At 71.7% G+C, this 17871-nt stretch carries 17 protein-coding genes; 8 read left to right on the forward strand and 9 right to left on the reverse strand.

Annotated features, from left to right (window positions below):
- Window positions 1-11: 11 nt before the first annotated feature.
- The 3 genes from O7617_RS03035 to O7617_RS03045 all read right to left on the reverse strand — a co-directional run bounded on the left by O7617_RS03035 (window position 12) and on the right by O7617_RS03045 (window position 2837).
- Entirely contained in the window at window positions 12-536 is a 525-nt protein-coding gene (locus O7617_RS03035; protein ID WP_282261368.1) for a hypothetical protein, read from the reverse strand.
- Window positions 537-628: 92 nt separating this feature from the next.
- A complete protein-coding gene (locus O7617_RS03040) occupies window positions 629-1732 on the reverse strand; it encodes an FUSC family protein (RefSeq protein ID WP_282264618.1) in 1104 nt (367 codons plus the stop codon).
- Window positions 1733-1868: 136 nt separating this feature from the next.
- A complete protein-coding gene (locus O7617_RS03045) occupies window positions 1869-2837 on the reverse strand; it encodes an SDR family NAD(P)-dependent oxidoreductase (RefSeq protein WP_282261369.1) in 969 nt (322 codons plus the stop codon).
- Window positions 2838-2898: 61 nt separating this feature from the next.
- Here O7617_RS03045 and O7617_RS03050 point away from each other — a divergent pair, with 61 nt between their 5' ends.
- A complete protein-coding gene (locus O7617_RS03050) occupies window positions 2899-3930 on the forward strand; it encodes an AraC family transcriptional regulator (protein ID WP_282261370.1) in 1032 nt (343 codons plus the stop codon).
- Between the two features lie 108 nt (window positions 3931-4038).
- Complete coding sequence (locus O7617_RS03055) at window positions 4039-6264, forward strand: hypothetical protein (RefSeq protein ID WP_282261372.1); 2226 nt, start codon at window positions 4039-4041, stop codon at window positions 6262-6264.
- Between the two features lie 10 nt (window positions 6265-6274).
- Here O7617_RS03055 and O7617_RS03060 read toward each other — a convergent pair whose 3' ends face one another.
- Window positions 6275-7021: an SDR family oxidoreductase gene (locus O7617_RS03060; RefSeq protein ID WP_282261373.1), complete on the reverse strand. Its 747-nt coding sequence runs from the start codon at window positions 7019-7021 to the stop codon at window positions 6275-6277.
- A 113-nt stretch (window positions 7022-7134) separates the two neighbouring features.
- Here O7617_RS03060 and O7617_RS03065 point away from each other — a divergent pair, with 113 nt between their 5' ends.
- On the forward strand, window positions 7135-7779 hold the full coding sequence (locus tag O7617_RS03065) for a class I SAM-dependent methyltransferase (protein ID WP_282261375.1): 645 nt from the start codon (window positions 7135-7137) through the stop codon (window positions 7777-7779).
- Window positions 7780-7783: 4 nt separating this feature from the next.
- Here the strand turns inward: O7617_RS03065 and O7617_RS03070 are convergent, their stop codons facing one another.
- Together O7617_RS03070 and O7617_RS03075 are read right to left on the reverse strand one after the other, a co-directional pair.
- The gene (locus O7617_RS03070; RefSeq protein ID WP_282261376.1) at window positions 7784-8314 is read right to left on the reverse strand and encodes an adenylate kinase; all 531 of its coding nucleotides are present in this window, start codon (window positions 8312-8314) and stop codon (window positions 7784-7786) included.
- Window positions 8315-8410: 96 nt separating this feature from the next.
- Window positions 8411-9319 carry an alpha/beta hydrolase gene (locus O7617_RS03075; RefSeq protein WP_282261377.1) on the reverse strand — a complete coding sequence of 303 codons (909 nt, stop codon included), beginning with the start codon at window positions 9317-9319 and terminating at the stop codon, window positions 8411-8413.
- Window positions 9320-9512: 193 nt separating this feature from the next.
- On the opposite strand from O7617_RS03075, the gene O7617_RS03080 reads away from it, so the two are divergent.
- From O7617_RS03080 to O7617_RS03100, 5 genes are all read left to right on the forward strand, one after another.
- Window positions 9513-10334, forward strand: a complete 822-nt coding sequence (locus O7617_RS03080) for a PIG-L family deacetylase (protein ID WP_282261379.1) — start codon at window positions 9513-9515, stop codon at window positions 10332-10334.
- 384 nt (window positions 10335-10718) lie between these two features.
- Window positions 10719-11912: an endo-1,4-beta-xylanase gene (locus tag O7617_RS03085; RefSeq protein WP_282261381.1), complete on the forward strand. Its 1194-nt coding sequence runs from the start codon at window positions 10719-10721 to the stop codon at window positions 11910-11912.
- A gap of 226 nt (window positions 11913-12138) precedes the next feature.
- On the forward strand, window positions 12139-12480 hold the full coding sequence (locus O7617_RS03090) for a metalloregulator ArsR/SmtB family transcription factor (protein WP_088990648.1): 342 nt from the start codon (window positions 12139-12141) through the stop codon (window positions 12478-12480).
- Between the two features lie 278 nt (window positions 12481-12758).
- The gene (locus O7617_RS03095) at window positions 12759-13391 is read left to right on the forward strand and encodes a hypothetical protein (protein WP_282261384.1); all 633 of its coding nucleotides are present in this window, start codon (window positions 12759-12761) and stop codon (window positions 13389-13391) included.
- A 121-nt stretch (window positions 13392-13512) separates the two neighbouring features.
- Window positions 13513-13959, forward strand: a complete 447-nt coding sequence (locus tag O7617_RS03100; protein WP_282261385.1) for a DUF6223 family protein — start codon at window positions 13513-13515, stop codon at window positions 13957-13959.
- A gap of 7 nt (window positions 13960-13966) precedes the next feature.
- Here the strand turns inward: O7617_RS03100 and O7617_RS03105 are convergent, their stop codons facing one another.
- The 3 genes from O7617_RS03105 to O7617_RS03115 form a co-directional block, all read right to left on the reverse strand.
- Window positions 13967-14629, reverse strand: a complete 663-nt coding sequence (locus O7617_RS03105; RefSeq protein WP_282261386.1) for a response regulator transcription factor — start codon at window positions 14627-14629, stop codon at window positions 13967-13969.
- Window positions 14626-15771 (reverse strand): sensor histidine kinase, encoded by a 1146-nt coding sequence (locus O7617_RS03110; protein ID WP_282261387.1) that lies wholly within the window; start codon window positions 15769-15771, stop codon window positions 14626-14628. Before O7617_RS03110 ends, O7617_RS03105 begins: the two co-directional genes overlap by 4 nt.
- A gap of 93 nt (window positions 15772-15864) precedes the next feature.
- Window positions 15865-17820: an ABC transporter ATP-binding protein gene (locus O7617_RS03115; protein ID WP_282261388.1), complete on the reverse strand. Its 1956-nt coding sequence runs from the start codon at window positions 17818-17820 to the stop codon at window positions 15865-15867.
- Window positions 17821-17871 lie beyond the last annotated feature (51 nt).

The raw sequence follows: 17871 nt of genomic DNA on the forward strand, positions 1-17871 counted from the left end.
GTACGGAGGGGTCAGCGCGCCCAGCCGGTGAAGTGCTGACCGGAGCGCGGTTCCGGCCGGCGGGGTGGCCGACGTTCGGTGTCGCCCGCCCCGACGGCACCGGCGACGGCGCGCACCAGCCAGGCGTTGACCGAGAGCCCGGCGCGCCCCGCGGCCTCCTCGACGCTGGCCTTGAGGTGGTCGGGAAGCCGGAGGTTGATCCGCGAGGTGCCACCGTCCTCGCCCTCGGGCGCCGGCGGCGGTGCCGGCAGCGTCGGCGGGGCGTTGACCTCGCGTACCTCGTCGACCGGCGGGCTGGCCGGCGTCACCACGAAGTCGGGCTCGCGCCCGCGGAGGCGGACGTGCACCGAGCCCGGCGCGAGGTCACGGGTGATCTCGTCGGCCGCGTCGGACAGCGCCTCCAGCAGGGTGAGGCGGGTGGCCGCCTCCAGTTGGGTGAAGAGCCGCTCGGCCAGCGCGCGGCCGTCGGCGTCGACGCCCTCCGCGGCCACGGCGAACTCGTTACGAAGGTTCTCGACGTATGACCTCAGCTCCATGGCACCATCATGGCACCACTTTGGCTCAGTGTGCAACCCGCCATGGCTCACGGCGGTGCCAAACCGTACGGCTAGTGGTCGCAGACGGCCCCTCAGAGATCACCGAAGGTGCGTCTGACCAGTCGGTTCGCCTCCTCCTGGGTCAGACCGGTGGCCACCAGAAGGTCGCTGACCGTGGTACGGATCTGCGCCACCACGACCGCGCCGGAGAAGCCGACACCCTCCCGGTAGGCCCGACCGGCCATCTGCACGGCCCGCAGCGACTGCTCCCGCGCCCGGTCCGGCTCGGCACCGGCGGCGAACTGCCGCTTCAGCACCCGGACGGCCTCGGCGAGGTCGGCCACCGCCCTGGGCAGCGGCTCCGGAACCGGTTCGCCGTCCTCGATCAGCGTCACCGCTCGACGGATCAACGTCCCACTGTTGCGCATGGCTCGGTCGATCGGCTCCGCCGCCTGCGCATAGCGACCCACCGGCCCGCGCCGCTGGTGGCGGTACACCGGCGAGAGGGTGCTGGCCTCCCGGGCGCCCTGCGTCGCCTCGACGAACGCCTTCAGCGGGCCCTTGTTGCGCCGCAGCTCACCCCGGGCGGTGCGAGCCCGAGCGGCGTCGCGCTCGGTCAACGCGTCGGCGGTGGCGTCGAGCTGGGTGACCAGAAGGTCCAGCGCCGGCCGGGCGGCCCGGTTGAGCACCCGCAGCGGGTTCAACGGCAGCAGCACGGCGGTGACCAGCAGGGCCACCCCGCCGCCGACGAGCGCGTCCACGAACCGGGGGATCTCCAGGTCACGGATCGACGGACTGAGCGTGGAGATGAGCACCGCCGTCGCCCCGGCCTGGATCACCACCGCGGCACTGCCGGCGAGGAACAGCGCGACCACGATCGCCAGCACGACGATCAGGGAGAGTTGCCACCAGCCGGTGCCGATCACCAGGAGGAGCAGATCGCCGATCAGCACCCCGACGGTCACCCCGACGATCAGCTCGACGGTTCGCCGCAGCCGTTGACCCACGGACGCGGCGAGGGTCGAGACCGCGGAGATCGGCGCGAACACCGGCTGCGAGATGTGCAACAGCTCGTGCGCCACGAACCAGGACAGCGCCGCCGCGAGCCCCGCCTGCACCGCCAGGCCGCCGACGGCCCGTACCCGACGGGCCCGGTCCCGCACCGTGTCCATCGCACGGCTTCGCATGCGGGCCATCGCGCCCGCCGGACCACCGTGGGCGGCGTCGCCACCACGGGCCGGAGCGCCCTCGCCCGCTCCGCGCCGACCGGCAGCGACCATGGCGGCACCTACCCCGCCCCGGTCGGATCAATCCTCCCCACGCCGGCCGGGCTCAGCGCGAGGCGAGCGTCGTCTCGGCGTACGCCCAGAGCCGGTCGGCGGCGGCCGGGTCCACGGCGTGGGCGGCCACCCCGCCGGTGGCGTCGGGGCCGCCGGTCACCACCTCCGCCTCCTGGTTGTCCGCGAAGTACCGACCGGCGACGCCGTCGAGCAGGGGCGAGCCGGCGAGCAGCACCGTGGTCCCCGCGCCCTGGTCCGGCTTCTTGTAGTAATCCGCCTCGATGAGGTTCCCCGCCTCGTCCATCGCACCCATCGCGCGCATCGTGTCGTCGTCGATGTGGCGCTGGAGGTTGGTGAAGATGTACCCGGGGTTGAGGGCGTTCGCGGTGATCCCGTCCTTCGCCCACCGGCGGCTGATGCCGACCGCGAGCAGGACCTCGGCGGTCTTCGACTGGCCGTACGCCGACCACGGGTCGTACGGACGCCGCTCGAACTGCGGGTCGTCGAAGTCGAACGGTGCGGCCAGGTGTGCCCCGGAGCTGACCACGACGACCCGGGCCGCCTCGGCGGCGCGCAGGTCGTCGTACAGCCCTCGGGCGAGGGCGAAGTGGCCGAGGTAGTTGGTGGCGAGCTGGAGTTCCCAGCCCTCGGGGGTGAGCTCCCGCGTCGGGATCGCCATGATTCCCGCGTTGGCGACCAGGACGTCGAGTGGGCCCTGCCATCCGGCGACGAAGGCGTCGACCGACGTCAGGTCGGCGAGGTCGAGAGCGGACGCGCTGACCGCGCCCCGGGTCGCACCGGTGGCGAACTCCTGGACGAGCGCGTCGGCGCGGCCCGGATCACGGGTCGCGATGGTGACCTCGGCGCCGGCCCCGGCCAGCGCCCGCACGGTCTCGACACCGATGCCGGAGGCACCTCCGGTGACGATCATCCGACGCCCGGTCAGATCGACACCGTCGAGGATCTCGGCGGCGGTACTGCGGGCGGTGAACGGGGTGGTGAGGCGGGAATTCGCTGTCATGGAATCCAGGCTAGGAACGCCGGACTCGGACTGCCTATAGCCTGGAGTCCTTCATACTTTAGTGAGCGTCCAGGAGGCCGGGTTGGATCCCCTCGAAGACGTCCTGGCCCTGCTGGGCGCGACGAGCCACCTCTCCGCCGGCCTGACCGCGGGTGGGCGCTGGGCCGTCGCCTTCGACGCACCGGCCGGAGCCAAGTTCAACGCCGTCCGGCGCGGCCGGTGCTCCCTGCGGGTCGAAGGTGCCGCCGAATCGATCAGCCTCGGCGAGGGGGACTGTTTCCTGCTGACCCGGCCGGTGGCCTACACGCTCTTCAGCGATCCCGACGTGCCCGTCGAGCCCGCGTACCCGTACTTCGCCGCCGCCGACGGCGGTGTGGCACACGTCGGTGACGGCGACGACGTCTTCCTCATCGGCGGCGCGTTCTCCCTGGGCGAGCGGGCGCGCAGCCTCCTGCTGGACAGCCTCCCCCCGGTCATCCACGTGCCCGCCGACACCCCGGAGGCCGGCACCGTCCAGTGGGCGCTCCGCGAGATCGACGCCGAACTACGGCAGACGCGACTCGGGTCCAGGGTCGTCGCCGAGCATCTGGCGCTCGTCCTGCTGATCCGGGTCCTGCGGCTGCACCTGGCCCGCGACCCCCAGCCCTCCGGTTGGCTGGCCGGCCTCGCCGATCCGGTGGTCGCCCCCGCACTGCGGGCGCTACACGCGCGGCCCGCGCAGCCGTGGACGGTGGGTGCCATCGCCCAGGCCGCCGCCGTCTCCCGGTCGACGCTGGCCGCCCGCTTCAAGAAGGTGGTCGGCGTGGGACCGCTGGAGTACCTGACCGGCTGGCGGATCGAACTGGCGGCGGACCGCATCCGGCGCGGTTCGGACACCGTCGCCGGCATCGCCAAGGATGTCGGCTACGGAAGCGAGAGCGCCTTCAGCGTGGCGTTCAAGCGCGCTACCGGCCTCTCGCCACGCGCCTATCGCAGCGCGGTGGGGAGGGAGGCCCCGCGCGGCGGACACGACCCGTCGGTGGCCGGACGGGGTGGCGGGGCGGGCAACGGCCTCCCTTCGCCCGCCGCGGTTGATCCCGTACGGATCGGGTAGACCGGTCCGCCGTCATCCGGGCGGCGCCCCGGGCACCCGACCCCGGTCGGGTCGCGGGACGGGGGGCGGCCGAGCGCCTCCGGGGGGACGTCGCATGGATCAGCACGGGTGAGCGGGCCCGACAGTCCCCGCGACGTGGTGGAGCTGCGGGTGCACGGGGTCTCCGGCGCGAGCGCCGCACAGGTGCTGGACCTGCAGCAGACCGCGCAGGTGGCGGGTGACCAGAGCAGTGGCTTCTACCGGCCGCGACACCGGTACGCGGACGGCACCACCACGGGCGGAGTGACCCTGGAGGCGTACCGCTGGGGTGATCTGCCCTCCGGGACGGTCGCCCGTACCCTCGCCGTGGTTTTCCTGTTGCCGTTCATGCTGGTCAACGTCGCGACCTGGATGCGCCCGGCGAGCCCCGGGTCCGCGGCGGTGGTCAAGTCCCTGTGCCGGCTGCTGGCGCTGACCCTCACCGTGCTGTACGTGCTCGCCGTCGCCGGCGTGGCCCTGGACCTGGTCGGCTGGAAGTGCCTGTCCTCGCCGGGCTGCCTCGCGGGGCGCAGCTGGTTGTCCTGGTTGGGAGGGCGGCCGGTCGGGACGCAACTGGCGTTGCTCGCGTTGGTACCGGTCGCCGCGATCGGCCTGATCTGGCGGATCAGCAACCGCCCGGGGCGGACGTTCGAGGCGTTTCGCGGACCCGATCAGGGGATCGGCGGGTCACGGCTCGGCACGGTCGGCCAGTGGGACGCTGAGCCGCTGGTGGGCCGGTTACGCGCCATCCACGTCGCTGCCGCGTTCGCCACACTGGACCTCACGCTGCTCCTGCCCCGGGCGGCGAGCGGCACCACCGCGATCACTGTCGCGCTGACGGTGGCGACCGCCGTGATCATGGCGGGCTGCGTGGGCCTGCTGTGCACGCCGCCGTTGATCGACCGGGCCGCCGACGATCACCGGCTCGACCGGGTCACCCGGACGCTGCGGACCATCGCCGTCGTCGTGACCATCGCCGTGGTGGTTCACCTGCTGACCGGGCCGCGCCGGTGGCACGAGGAGCACGGGCTTCCGGGCTACGAGACGACCCTGGCCGGGCTGTTCGTCGTACAGACGGTGCTGCTGGTCGTGCTGGGCGTGGTGCTGCTCCGGCACCGGGAACGTGGTGGCACCCCGCTGTTCGGGTTGGGTGCCCTCGTCATCGCGGCGACCGGGATCAGCCTGGCCGGGGCGTACTCCGCCGAGCTGGTCTACCGGGTGGCGGACTTCCTCGACCGCGACGTGCCGACCGGCGAGGGCATCGCCACCGGCCCGCCCCGGGCGTACACCTGGGTGATCTACGGCTTCCTCCGCGCGCTGCTGGCCACCCTCGTGGTCGCCGGCCTCGCCGTCCTGCTCACCCGTCGCGGTCGACGTCGCGCCGCGGCGGCGATCGTGGCGGGTGACTACCCGCAGGCCCCGGCCGAAGCCGGACCCCGACTACGGCAGGTCCGCGACGCGATAGCCCGGGCCCGCTTCACCGAGAAGCTGGTGCCGCTGGCCGTCTTCTACGGGTGCCTCGCCGGGCTGACCACGGCCACCACGACCATCGGCCTCCTGGGGGAGTTCCCCAGCGACGTCCTGGAACGCAACCTCGGGCTGCCGGCGGACGCGATCACCTTCGGTATCGCGTCCGGGAGCTGGGTGATCGCGGCGGTCATCCTCGCCCTGATCGTCGGGGGGATCTTCGCCTACCGGACCGTCCCGTACCGCCGGCACATCGGCGTCCTCTGGGACCTGGGCACGTTCTGGCCCCGGGCCGCCCACCCGTTCGCGCCGCCCTGCTACTCCGAGCGGGCCGTGCCGGAGTTGGCCCGTCGCATCACGTACCTCGTCGAGCGCGGCGACGCGGTGCTGCTCACCGGGCACAGCCATGGTTCGGTCCTGCTCGCCGCGACGGTGCTCCAGTTGCCGCCGCACGTCGGCGACCGGGTCGCCCTGCTCACCCACGGGTCGCCGCTTCGCCGCCTGTACGCGCGGCTGTTCCCCGCGTACGTCGACGACGTGGCGCTGCACGAGATCGGCCGGCGGATCGGTTGGCGGTGGGTGAACCTGTGGACGGACACCGACCCCATCGGCGGCTGGATCTTCTCCGCCCACCGGCACCCGGCGCCGGACGACATCGGTGGCCCGGCCGCCCGGGTGGACCGCCGATACCGTGACCCCCGCGACGTGGTGACACCGCCCAGCGACAGCGTTCCCCCACCGATCCGGGGGCACTGGCCGGGCGAGTCCGACGAGCCGTTCAGCGAGGCGGCCCGGGAGTTGGCACGGCGCCTCGGTGGGCGGGGCGACCCGCCCGGCACGCCGACGTAGGCCGACGTCCTCAGTTCGTCCGCGCCCGCCAGTCGTCGAGGCGGGTAGCGGCGAAGCGGGCGCCGTCGGCGGGGACGAGGGAGTGTTCGCCCAGTTTGGCGCCGAAGTACCGGGCGTCCGGGTCGGCCACCACCGACCGGGAGTCCTGCCGGGCGGCGAGGAGGTCTCGGCCCAACTCGTCGAGGCGGAACTGCTCCGGGCCGGCGACCTCGACCACGGCGTCCGTCGGCGCGCCGACCACGACCTCGGCCACCGCGGCCGCGACGTCGTCGGCGGCCATCGGCTGGATGAGCACCGGCGCGAGGTGCACGGTGTCGCCGTCCGTGGCGGCGTCGACGATCCCCTGGAGGAACTCGAAGAACTGGGTGGCGTGCACGATCGAGTACCGGATCCCGGACGCGACGACGAGCTTCTCCTGGGCGACCTTCGCCCGCATGTAGCCGCTGTCCGGGATCCGGTCGCAACCCACGATGGAGAGCACCACGTAGTGGCCCACCCCGGCGTCCGACGCGGCGGCGAGGAGCGTCCGGGTGGACGTCTCGAAGAACTCCAGTACGGCCTCGTCCTCGAACGACGGCGAGTTCGACACGTCGACGACGGCGTCGGCACCGGTGAGTGCATCGGCCACCCCCTCACCGGTCAGGGTGTTCACGCCGGTCTTCGGTGAGGCCGGCACCGCCTCGTGGCCCTGGGCACCGAGGTCGGCCACGAGCTTGGAACCGATGAGGCCGCTGCCCCCGATGACGACGATCTTCATGCTCGCATCACGTCCTGTCTGAGCTGGCTCGGGTCGTGCTGTCACCCAGTAAGACGGAAAGCGTGCGCCGGTGCAGGACAATCGCCGGAGAACAGTTCGACGGAGACCTGGAGGTGGCCGTGGCCGAGGTGTCGCACCCGGTGTTCGCCCGGGTCTACGAACGGCTCAGCGTGGCCATGGACCGGGCCGGCACGGCGGCCTACCGGCGGGACCTGGTCGCGGGCCTGTCCGGCCGGGTGATCGAGATCGGTGCGGGCAACGGGCTGATATTCCCCCACTACCCGCCTGCGGTGACCGAGGTCGTCGCCGTCGAACCGGAACGGCGTCTGCGGGCCGCCGCCGAACGCGCGGCGTCGACCGCACCGGTCCCGGTCACTGTCGTGGACGGTCTGGCCGACCGGTTGCCGGGCGGGGACGGCGAGTTCGACGCCGCCGTGTTCGCCCTGGTGCTGTGCACCGTGCCCGACCAGGCGACCGCGCTGGCCGAGGTCCGCCGGGTGCTGCGCCCCGGCGGCGAGCTGCGGTTCTTCGAACACGTCGCAGCCGAGAAACCGAGCGGACTGCACCGGACCCAGCGCCTGCTCGACGCGACGGTGTGGCCGAGGTTGTTCGCCGGCTGCCACACCGGCCGGGACACCCTCGCCGCCATCACGACAGCGGGTTTCGTGGTCGAGGAGGTGCGCCGGTTCCGTTTCCCGGCCACCAGCAACGGCCCGTCCTCGCCCTGCGTCCACGGGCGCGCGACCGCACCCGCCTGATCCGTCAGCGGCCGGGCAGGGTGGCCAGCCAGTCGTCCAGCTCCGCCGGGGAGCGCAGCAACACCACGGGCGGCGCGGACGGGTCGGTCTGCCAGGCGCGCATCCGCCGTCGCGCCCGGCCGAACGCGGTGACGTGCCACAGCAGGATCGAGTCCGGGGACAGCACGCTGCCCAGCGTCTCCCGGTTGCCGTTGCAGATCACCTCGCCCGTCCGGACGCGGCGGACGGTGCGCCGCACCAACCGCCGGAAGGAGCACCACCGGCTGTAGTCCAGGCCGACGACCAGGTCGGCGCGGGCCAACGGCACGTCCCGCCACCCGTGGTACGCCCCGTCGATGATCCACCGGTCCCGTCGGCAGATCTCCTGGATCCGGCTGCGTTGCAGCGCCACGGGCACCTCGACCCAGCCCGGCTGCCAGAGCAGGTCGTCCACCGGGTACCAGGGCAGGCCGAGGTGTTCGGCCATCCGCGCGGCGAGGGTGGACTTGCCGGAGCCGTACACCCCGTAGATCAGGATGCGACGCGGTGCGCTCATCGCGGCAGCGTAAATGAGTTCTCGTGCGCGGCGATCCCGTGCGCGTGGAGCGTCCGGAGCCGCAGCGGCCGGGCCGTCGAGGCTGACGAGGCTTGCTCAGACCTCCAGCACCGCGTCCGCGAACGCCTGTGGCGCCTCCTGCGGCAGGTTGTGCCCGACACCGCCGCCGACGGTCCGGTGTTCGTAGCGCCCGGTGAACTGCTTGGCGTAGACGCTGGGCTCCACGTGTGGCGCGCCGTTGGCGTCGCCCTCCAGGGAGATGCTGGGTACGGTGATCTTCGGCTGCGCGGCCAGGCGCTTCTCCACCTCGTCGTACTGTGGCTCGCCGTCGGCGAGGGCCAGCCGCCACCGGTAGTTGTGGATCACGATGTCGACGTGGTCGGGGTTGTCGAACGCCGTCGCGCTGCGGTCGAACGTCGCGTCGTCGAACGTCCACCGTGGCGACGCGGTGTGCCAGATCAGTTTGTTGAAGTCGCGTCGGTTCTTCTCGTAGCCCTCCCGGCCACGCTCGGTGGCGAAGTAGTACTGGTACCACCACGCCAACTCCGCCTTCGGCGGCAACGGGGCCTTGCCCGATTCCTGGCCGGCGATCAGGTAACCGCTCACCGAGACCAGCCCCTGGCACCGCTCCGGCCACAACGCGGCCACCACGTCCGCCGTACGCGCGCCCCAGTCGAACCCGGCCAGCTTCGCGCTGTCGATCCGCAGGGCGTCCATGAGCGCGATGAGGTCGAGCCCCATGGCCGCCGGTTCGCCGTTGCGCATCGCGTCGGCGGAGACGAACCTGGTGGAGCCGTGGCCCCGCAGGTACGGCACGACGACCCGGTAACCGGCGGCCGTGAGCAGCGGTACGACGTCGACGAAACTGTGGATGTCGTACGGCCAGCCGTGCAGCAGGATCGCGGCGGGGCCGTCGGGCGGCCCGGCGTCCACGTACCCCACGTTCAGGACCCCGGCATCGATCTGCCGCACGTCGGTGAACGATCCCGCACCGGCCACCGTCATCGACCTCTTTTCCGCGTCCCGACCTGTTGTGACCCGCTGGTCCTGCTGACTGTAGGAGCCGGTACGGCACCGGACGGCGGATCACCCAAGCTCCGCCGGGCCGATGCCGAGCTGAGTACGATGCGGTCGCGCTTCCCGGGCGAGGTCCGCTGGGTCCCGGCGGAGCGTCGGAGCCGGACCGTAGGGTGATGGCATGGCTGAACGACCTCTGACCCTGATGGCGGTGCACGCCCACCCCGACGACGAGGCGTCGAGCACCGGTGGCGTGCTGGCCCGCTACGCCGACGAGGGGATCACGACGGTGCTCGTGACCTGCACCGACGGGCGGTGCGGCGACGGCCCGGGCGGGGTCAAGCCAGGCGATCCGGGGCACGACCCGGCTGCTGTCGTGGCGATGCGCCGGGCCGAGCTGGAGGCGAGCTGCGCGGTGTTGAAGGTCAGCCACCTGGAGACGCTCGGTTACGCCGACTCGGGGATGATGGGGTGGTCGACCAATGACCAGCCCGGCGCGTTCTGGACGACGCCGGTGGCGGAGGCGGCGGGCCGGCTGGCCGAGCTGATTCGGCGATACCAACCGGATGTGATCGTCACGTACGACGAGAACGGTTTCTACGGCCACCCGGACCACATCCAGGCACACCGGATCACCATGGCGGCCGTCGAGCTGACCGACAGCCCCGCGAAGGTCTACTGGACCACCGTGCCGCGCACGGCGTTCGAGCAGTTCGGCCGGGTCATGCGGGATCTGGGCGTCGACTGGGCGGAGCCGGACGAGTCGGTGCCGCCGCTCGGCCTGCCGGACGACGAGATCACCACCTGGGTCGACGCCAACAGCTACGGCGGGCAGAAGTTCGACGCGCTGGCCGCGCACGCCAGTCAGACCGAGAACATCTTCTTCCTGCAACTGGGCCGCGACCGGTTCACCGAGCTGATGGGCGTGGAGACCTTCCTGCGGGTCCGTGACCGCACGGGCGCGCCGATCCCCGAGGACGACCTCTTCGCCGGTCTGCGCTGACCGCGCGGGCCGGCTTCCGTAGCGACGCCAGGCGTGTCGGCCACCGGCCGGCACGCCTGGCGGCGCTGGTCGATCAGGTGAGCGACGGTATCGGACGGACCGGTGACGCGCCGAAAGCAGCAGGCCATCGACCTCCGGAAGTTTCGCGGCGCCGCTGAGCCTGCCCGCGCAGGTCATATGACGAATTTCCGGAAGTTTTCAGCGTTGACGCCCGGACATCGACGGCCTTAACGTTTCGAGCAGGTTTCGGTCACCGGCCGGAACTACCGGCCGCCGAGCAGGAACGTGGCCGCTTCACCCCGAACCAGCTCCCCCATCCGCCAAGACCGGACCCGCACCTTCTTGATCGACAGTTGTCGATCAAGGGTCTGGAAAGGAAGGCACATGAAGCTGAGACAGTGGACCACCGTCGGAGTGGTCGCCGTCGCAACCGTCGCGGCGTTGAACACCGTGCCGGCCACCGCGAGCCGGCCGTACGACCCGACGGCGCAGAGCCTCGGCGCTCTCGGCCTCCGCCACGGCCTGCACGTCGGCACCGCGGTGAACATGGATGCCCTCAACGACGGCGGCGACCCGCAGTACCGCGCGCTGGCCTCCTCCGAGTTCGCCTCGGTCACCGCCGAGAACGTGATGAAGTGGGAGGTCCTGGAGCCCACCCGCGGCACCTACGACTGGGCGGCGGCCGACCAGTTCGTGGAGTTCGCCAAGCGCAACCGGCAGAGCGTGCGCGGCCACGTGCTGGTCTGGCACAACCAGCTGCCCGCCTGGCTGACCAGCGGCGTCGCGGACGGCTCGATCAGCAAGCAGGAGCTGCGCGAGCTGCTGCGCAAACACATCACCACCGTGGTCAACCGCTACAAGGGCAAGATCTGGCAGTGGGACGTGGTCAACGAGGCCGTCAGCGACCCGTGGGACACCCCGTCGACCCTGCACTACAAGGGCTTCTGGGCGCAGAACCTCGGGCCCGGCTACATCGCCGACTCGTTCCGCTGGGCGCGGGCGGCCGACCCCAAGGCCCTGCTGTTCTACAACGACTACAACATCGAAGCCTTCGGCTCCGGCAACCCGGCGGACGACAAGACGCAGTTCGTCTACGACATGACCAAGAGCCTGCGCGCCCAGGGTGTCCCGATCGACGGCGTCGGCGCCCAGGGGCACCTGGGCACCCAGTACGGCAACTTCGACACCCTCCAGGTGACCGCCGCGTTGAAGAAGTTCAGCGGGCTCGGCGTCGCCACCGCGTTCACCGAGGTCGACGTCCGCAGCCAGATGACGGAAGCCGTCCGGGCCGGCAACTCGGAGGAGATCAACCCCCGGTTGCAGGCGTCGGCCGCCAACTTCAGCGTGCTGATGAAGGCATGCCTCGCCGTGCGGAGCTGCCTGTCGTACACGGTCTGGGGCTTCAGCGACAAGTACTCCTGGGTGCCGGACTGGTTCAACGACCCGCCGGAGGGCCTGGCCACCATCTACGACGAGAACTACCAGCCCAAGCGGGCGTACAACGAGTTGAAGTCCGACCTGATCTTTGCTGGGCCGCCGTACGTGCTGCCTCGGATCGCACCCAAGCCGCGCCGCTGACCCGACGGCCCGGCTGATCCGACGACGCGTACGTCGGCGTAGGGACCGTGTGGGGCGCGGCGGAGCCCCACACGGTCCCTACGTGACCACGGACGTCGGTGTTCGACTCACGATCGGCTGTCCCGTTCAGCCATCCGGACGCCATCGGGGTACTGGTGTCGGTTTCTACCGGTTTATTGATGGTGTTGGTGTCACTATGGCAAGCGTGGGAACTGCGAAAACTGCCATGCCTGCCATCTCGCCGCTCACCGGCGACCCAATCAAGCGGGCCGATGCCGAGCGACTCGCCGGGGTGCTGAAGGCATTCGCCGATCCGGCACGACTGCGGCTGCTCAGCCTGATCCAGTCGGCACCGGACGGTGAGGCCTCCGTCAGCGACCTCACCGGGGCGCTCAACCTCTCCCAGCCGACAGTGAGCCATCACCTTCGGATCCTGACCGAGGCCGGCCTGTTGGAGCGCGACAAGCGCGGGGTCTGGGCGTATTACCGCCTGGTGCCCTCCGCCATCGCCCAGATCGCCGACCTGCTGACGCCGCCCCGCAAGCGGGCGACGAAGAAGGCTCGCTGACCGGGCGCTGCCTCGTCACATCCGGTCGAGGGTGCGGATGCCGAGCACCGCCGAGATTCGCTCACCATCGGGGATGGTGGTGTCTCTCGCGGCCTGTGGTCGTTTCGGCCGACTCGTCGCAGGGAACTGCCGAGGACAACCGAGGGAGGATCATGAGCCGACACCGACCGATGCCGACTGCCCGTACGCGCCGCGTCCTCGCGTTGATTCCGCTGGTTGGAGGCGTCGCACTAGCCGCCTGCACGTCCACCGAGGACACACCGGACTCGACTCCGTCGATGGCGGCGCCGACTGTCGCCTCGGCATCAGCGACCCCGACCGGCGCGCCGACGCCGAGCGCCGGCACTCCGACGACCATCCCCACGTCGGCCTTCGTCGAGTTGCCGACCGAGTTGCGGAAGTCCCCCCGGCGGGGGACGGACGTGGCGGAGGCCCTACCGAAGCTGTGCGGCAACGAGTTCGGCACCGGAGGTCGGCAGGTCACCGCGAGCGCCGCGATGACCAACACCTACCAGAAGGCCGGCGCTCCGGCCAGCAACGTGCCGCAGGGCATGATCCACCAGGTCATCTTCACCTTCGACGGCGAGGGCGCCTCGGCGTACCTGACACGTCTGCGGACCGCCGTCCAGGCGTGCCCGTCCTACGAGCAGTCCGGAAACCCGATCACCGTCAAGAGTGAGCCCCTGCCCGGCGTCGGCGACGAGGCGCTGCTGCTGACCCGCAGCTGGAAAGGGACGATGCACGGCGAGAGCACCGGCGGGAACTCGTCCAGCCAGATCGCCGTGGCCCGGGTCGACAACGTGGTGACGGTCTTCGACGACCAGGGGTGGGAGGGCACCAGCGGTAACCCCACCATCATGGACCAGGTCGTCCGCGACGGTGTGAAGACCATCGACACCTGGCAGGGGTGACCCCGCCCGGTCGAGGACAACCCCGGCGGTACGGCGGTGCGCACGCGTACCTCCCCGGTGGTAGGGCCATCGGCATCTCCGGCATGACGACTCACGCGCGCTCCCGTTCATACGCTGCTGCGTGTCACCCGTCCTGCCGACCAAGGGGAACATGATGTCCATCCACCATCTGCTCGCCGCCGCCGTGACCGCGCCGCTGGATTCGGCCGCGCACCTCTCCGTCCAGCCCACCGCGGCCACTGCGCTCACCATGAGTTCCGGGCGGCTCGGTGCCAGCGTGGCGGTTCTGCTGGGGCTGGTCGGCACTGTCGTCGGTGGACTGGCCCTGGCCCGTCCCGCCAGTCGCGTCGGCACCGGTTCCGGGCGACTCGGAGGTGCGCTGGCGCTGGCGACCGGCCTGGCCGGTCTGGTGCTCGGAGCGCTGGTGGTGGCCACCTCCGACGGCGGTGTCGGCACCGGCAACGGGCGAGGCGGCGCCTTCGTGGCGCTGGTGGTCGGGCTGGGCGGCGTGGTCCTCGGTGGGCTCGCCCTGGCCCGCTCCCGCCGCACCGGCCGGCTGAGCGTGTGAGGCCGGGTCAGGAACGGGCCAGCCAGGCGGGGACGGTCAGCCCGGACTCGTAGGCGAGGATCACCAACTGGGCCCGGTCCCGCACCTGCGACTTCGTCATGATCCGGCTGACGTGGGTCTTGGCGGTGGCCGGGCTCAGCACCAACCGCGCGGCGATCTCGTCGTTGGACAGGCCCGCGGCGACCAGGGCGAGCACCTCACGCTCCCGCTCGGTGAGCACGCTCAGTCGCGGTCCGGGGTCCGGGTGTGTCGCCCGGGTGGCGAACTCGGCGATCAGTCGGCGGGTGATCGACGGCGCGATCAGCGCGTCACCCCGGGCGACCACCCGGACCCCGTGGATCAGCTCCGCCGGTTCGGTGTCCTTCACGAGGAAACCGCTCGCACCGGCCCGCAGCGCACCGTAGACGTATTCGTCCAGGTCGAACGTGGTCAGGATGATCACGCGGGCGTCGGAAGCCGCGACGATCCTCCCGGTGGCGGCGAGGCCGTCCAGCACCGGCATCCGAATGTCCATGAGGACGACGTCCGGGCGCAACTGCGCGGCGAGCCGCACCGCCTCGGACCCGTCGGCGGCCTCGCCGACCACCTCGATGCCGTCCTCGCCGTCGAGGATGGAACGGAAGCCCGCGCGTACCAGGGTCTGGTCGTCGACGATCAGCAGTCGGATCATGCCGGCTCCACCGTCGGCGTCGGGCTGGGCCGCAGCGGCAGGCGGGCGCGGACCAGGAATCCACCGTCCGGCCGCGTACCCGTCGTCAGTGAACCGCCCAGCGCACGGGCCCGCTCCTGCATGCCGAGGATTCCGCTGCCCGGCGCGCCCGGTGCGCCGGTGCCGTCGTCCTCCACCTCGATCAGCACGCCGTCGGAGTCGGAGCGGACCCGGACCACCGCGCTGGCGGCCCTCGCGTGCCGGGTCACGTTGGTCAGCGCCTCCTGGACGATCCGGTACGCCGCCAGGTCGACCTCCGGCGGCAGTGAACCGATCTCCGCGAACTCGGCTCGGATGTCCACCTCGGAACGCCCGGCCGTCGTGATCAGCTCGTCGAGGCGGTGCAGGCCCGGCGCGAGCACGACCGACGCCGCACCCTCCTGCCGCAGGGTGCCCAGCGTCGCCCGCAACTCACGCAGCGTCTCCTTGCTGGCCTCCTTGATCGCGGTGAGCGCCTGCTCGGAGCGGGTGGGGTCCGGCCGGTGCAGCGCGGCACTGGCCTGCACGTTGATCAACGACAGGTGGTGACCGAGGATGTCGTGCAGTTCGCGGGCGATGCGCAGTCGCTCCTCGGTGGCGCGTCGCCGCGCCTCCTCCTCCGTCCGCTGCTGGGCAGCGGCCGCCCGGGCCTGCGCCTCCGCGAGGTAGGCCCGACGGTTACGGGTCACGCCGACGATGACCGCGACGAGCCAACCGGCGTGCAGCAGCGTCGCCCCGTTCATGGTGTCCGGGGATCGGTTGTAGCTGTCCGCGACGGCGAAGGCGATCACCGAGGCGAGACCGAGCCCGATGGCGACCCGGAGGTGGCCCTGGTCGACCACTGTGTAGAGCGCCACGACGAACACCAACATGATCGGGCCCGGCTTGTGCAGCAACACCCCGTACGCGCCGACGGCGGCGAGCGCCACGACACCGACCGGCACCGGATGACGGCGGCGGACGGACAGCGCGGCCGAGGAGAGCAGCACCACCGGCAGTGCCGCCCACTCGGCGGCGGTGTCGATGCCGCGCGACTGCACCACCAGGCCGACGAGGGCGACCAGACCGACGGCGAGCAGCAGGGCGACGTCCGTCGACCGACCACGCCACCGCGACCCCGACATGGACCGCAGCCTAGCCCTCCCCACCGTCGATGGAGAACGGCCGAGCCGCTGGGTGCCGTCGATGAAGCGGCCCGCCCGTCCCGGCGTTCGTGATCAGCCCGAGGTCGACGACGGCCGGGGTGCGTCCGCCGGGCTGGTGTCGTAGCCGGCGGCCTGGAGGGCGAACAGTTCGGCGTACCGGCCGCCGGTGGCGACCAGGGCGTCGTGGGTGCCGGCCTCGACCAGCCGACCGTGGTGGAGGACGAAGATCCGGTCGGCGTGGCGGACGTTCGCGAGTCGGTGCGTGATGAGGATCGTCGTGGCACGTCCTCTCCGGTCGCGAATGGCCTGGAACAGGGCGTCCTCCGCGCGGGGGTCGAGTGCGGAGGACGGTTCGTCCATGATCAGCAGTTCGGCGTCGCGCAGGAAGCCACGGGCTGCGGTGATCCGCTGCCACTGCCCGCCGGAGAGGTCCTGGCCCCGCGCGAAGGTGCGGTCGAGCAGTGTCTCGTACCCGTGAGGTAGTTCGTTGATCATGTGGTGGGCCACCGCGCGGGCGGCGGCGGCCTCGATGCGCTCCTGCCGGGCCTCGGTCTCCACGTCGCCGATGGCGATGTTGGTAGCGGCGGTGAACGGCCACTTGTGGTATTCCTGCGTCACCACGGCGATCCGGGCGCGCAGCCCGCCGACGTCCCAGTCCGACAACGGTCGACCGTTCCACTCGACGGCACCCTCGCTGGGGGCGCGGAGCCCGGCGATCATCGCGGCGAGGGTCGTCTTGCCCGAGCCGTTCTCTCCGACGAACGCGACGGTCTGCCCAGCGCTGATCGACAACGTGACGTCGTCCACGGCCGGGGTGTCCCGGTCGGGGTAGCGAAGGCTCACCCCCCGCACGCTCAGCTCTCGCAACCGCTCGGTGTCGGCACCGGGCCGGGTGGTGTTCGGCAGGTACGCGGCGGCCCGCGCCATGAAGCCCGTGTAGTCGCCGAAGTGCTGCCCCTCGGTGTAGACGTGGTCGACCTGGAAGGTCGCGATGGCCAGGGACCGCTGGGCGGACTGCACCGCGATGACGCAGGTCGCCGCGGCGGCGAGGGGGATCTGCCCGTCCAGGAGCAGCAACCCGAGCAGGACGTACACGGTGCCCGTGGCGAGACCGCCGATGATCGCCCCGACGGTGGTGGTCGTGGTGACCCGGCGGGCGAGGGCGAGTTGGATGTCGGTCTCCACCCGCATCACCCGGTCGTACTGGTCGAGCAGGAAACCGCGCAGCCCGTACGAGCGCAGCTCCGGGGCCGAGGCGCGTTCGGCCATCAACTTGTGCAGCAACCACAGTCGGCGACGGCGCACCGAACCGGCGGTGTACGTCCGGTACCGCAGGTGCCCGGACCGCAGCGACGCCCAGGCGTTGGGCACCGTGGCGACGATGAGCGCCACCAGCAGCAACGGGTGGATGATGACGACGGCGGCCGCCACGGCCAGGAGCCCGGCCAACCCCGCGAGCAGGTTCATCGACGCCTGCACCAGCCCGATCGTCGACTCGGTCCCCCGAGAGGCCCGTTCCATGTCGTCGGCGAACGCGTCGGCGTCGAACGCCTCCAGCCGGACCGCCGTCGACACCTCGAACAGGCCCCGCTCCACCTCGCGGCTCACTCGGGGCGTCAGCCCGTTCTGCGCGTACCCGGTGGCGATGCCCATGCCGGCGCGGAGCGCGACGGTCGCCGCCAACACCGCCAGGGCGGGCAGCGCGGCCCGCACCTTGTCGGCGGTCGGCCCACCGGCGAACAGCTCCACCAGCACCCGCTGCGTGGCCAACAGGCCGAAAGCAGCCATCACCCCCGCGCCGACCGTCGCGGCGGCCACCACGCCGGTACGAAGTCGGTCCGCGCGCCAACTGATGCCCAGGGCCGTCCAGACGAGCCTGGGCAGTTCCGCGAACACGGCGAAGACCCCGGCCTCCGCCCGCGCCCGAACCCCGGTCTCCCACCACATCTCGCGTAACTCCGGCAGCACCGACTCCGCCCGCTGGTTCGGTTGAGTCGGTCGGGTTCCTGCGGTGGCGGTCTCGATCATGGGCGTACCTCCCGAGCGGCGCAGCCGCCGCCAGTCCGCCGGTCGGCGGCC

The sequence above is a fragment of the Micromonospora sp. WMMD1155 genome (assembly GCF_029581275.1).
Classification (GTDB): Bacteria; Actinomycetota; Actinomycetes; order Mycobacteriales; family Micromonosporaceae; genus Micromonospora.

Bases quoted from the DNA above. Each gene is read 5' to 3' on its own strand.
- O7617_RS03090 (WP_088990648.1), top strand. From the start codon at position 12,139: ATGCCTGCCATCTCGCCGCTCACCGGCGACCCAATCAAGCGGGCCGAT.
- O7617_RS03040 (WP_282264618.1), bottom strand. From the start codon at position 1,732: ATGGCCCGCATGCGAAGCCGTGCGATGGACACGGTGCGGGACCGGGCC.
- O7617_RS03085 (WP_282261381.1), top strand. From the start codon at position 10,719: ATGAAGCTGAGACAGTGGACCACCGTCGGAGTGGTCGCCGTCGCAACC.
- O7617_RS03070 (WP_282261376.1), bottom strand. From the start codon at position 8,314: ATGAGCGCACCGCGTCGCATCCTGATCTACGGGGTGTACGGCTCCGGC.
- O7617_RS03115 (WP_282261388.1), bottom strand. From the start codon at position 17,820: ATGATCGAGACCGCCACCGCAGGAACCCGACCGACTCAACCGAACCAG.
- O7617_RS03110 (WP_282261387.1), bottom strand. From the start codon at position 15,771: ATGTCGGGGTCGCGGTGGCGTGGTCGGTCGACGGACGTCGCCCTGCTG.
- O7617_RS03035 (WP_282261368.1), bottom strand. From the start codon at position 536: ATGGAGCTGAGGTCATACGTCGAGAACCTTCGTAACGAGTTCGCCGTG.
- O7617_RS03095 (WP_282261384.1), top strand. From the start codon at position 12,759: ATGGCGGCGCCGACTGTCGCCTCGGCATCAGCGACCCCGACCGGCGCG.
- O7617_RS03060 (WP_282261373.1), bottom strand. From the start codon at position 7,021: ATGAAGATCGTCGTCATCGGGGGCAGCGGCCTCATCGGTTCCAAGCTC.
- O7617_RS03075 (WP_282261377.1), bottom strand. From the start codon at position 9,319: ATGACGGTGGCCGGTGCGGGATCGTTCACCGACGTGCGGCAGATCGAT.
- O7617_RS03080 (WP_282261379.1), top strand. From the start codon at position 9,513: ATGGCTGAACGACCTCTGACCCTGATGGCGGTGCACGCCCACCCCGAC.
- O7617_RS03105 (WP_282261386.1), bottom strand. From the start codon at position 14,629: ATGATCCGACTGCTGATCGTCGACGACCAGACCCTGGTACGCGCGGGC.
- O7617_RS03045 (WP_282261369.1), bottom strand. From the start codon at position 2,837: ATGACAGCGAATTCCCGCCTCACCACCCCGTTCACCGCCCGCAGTACC.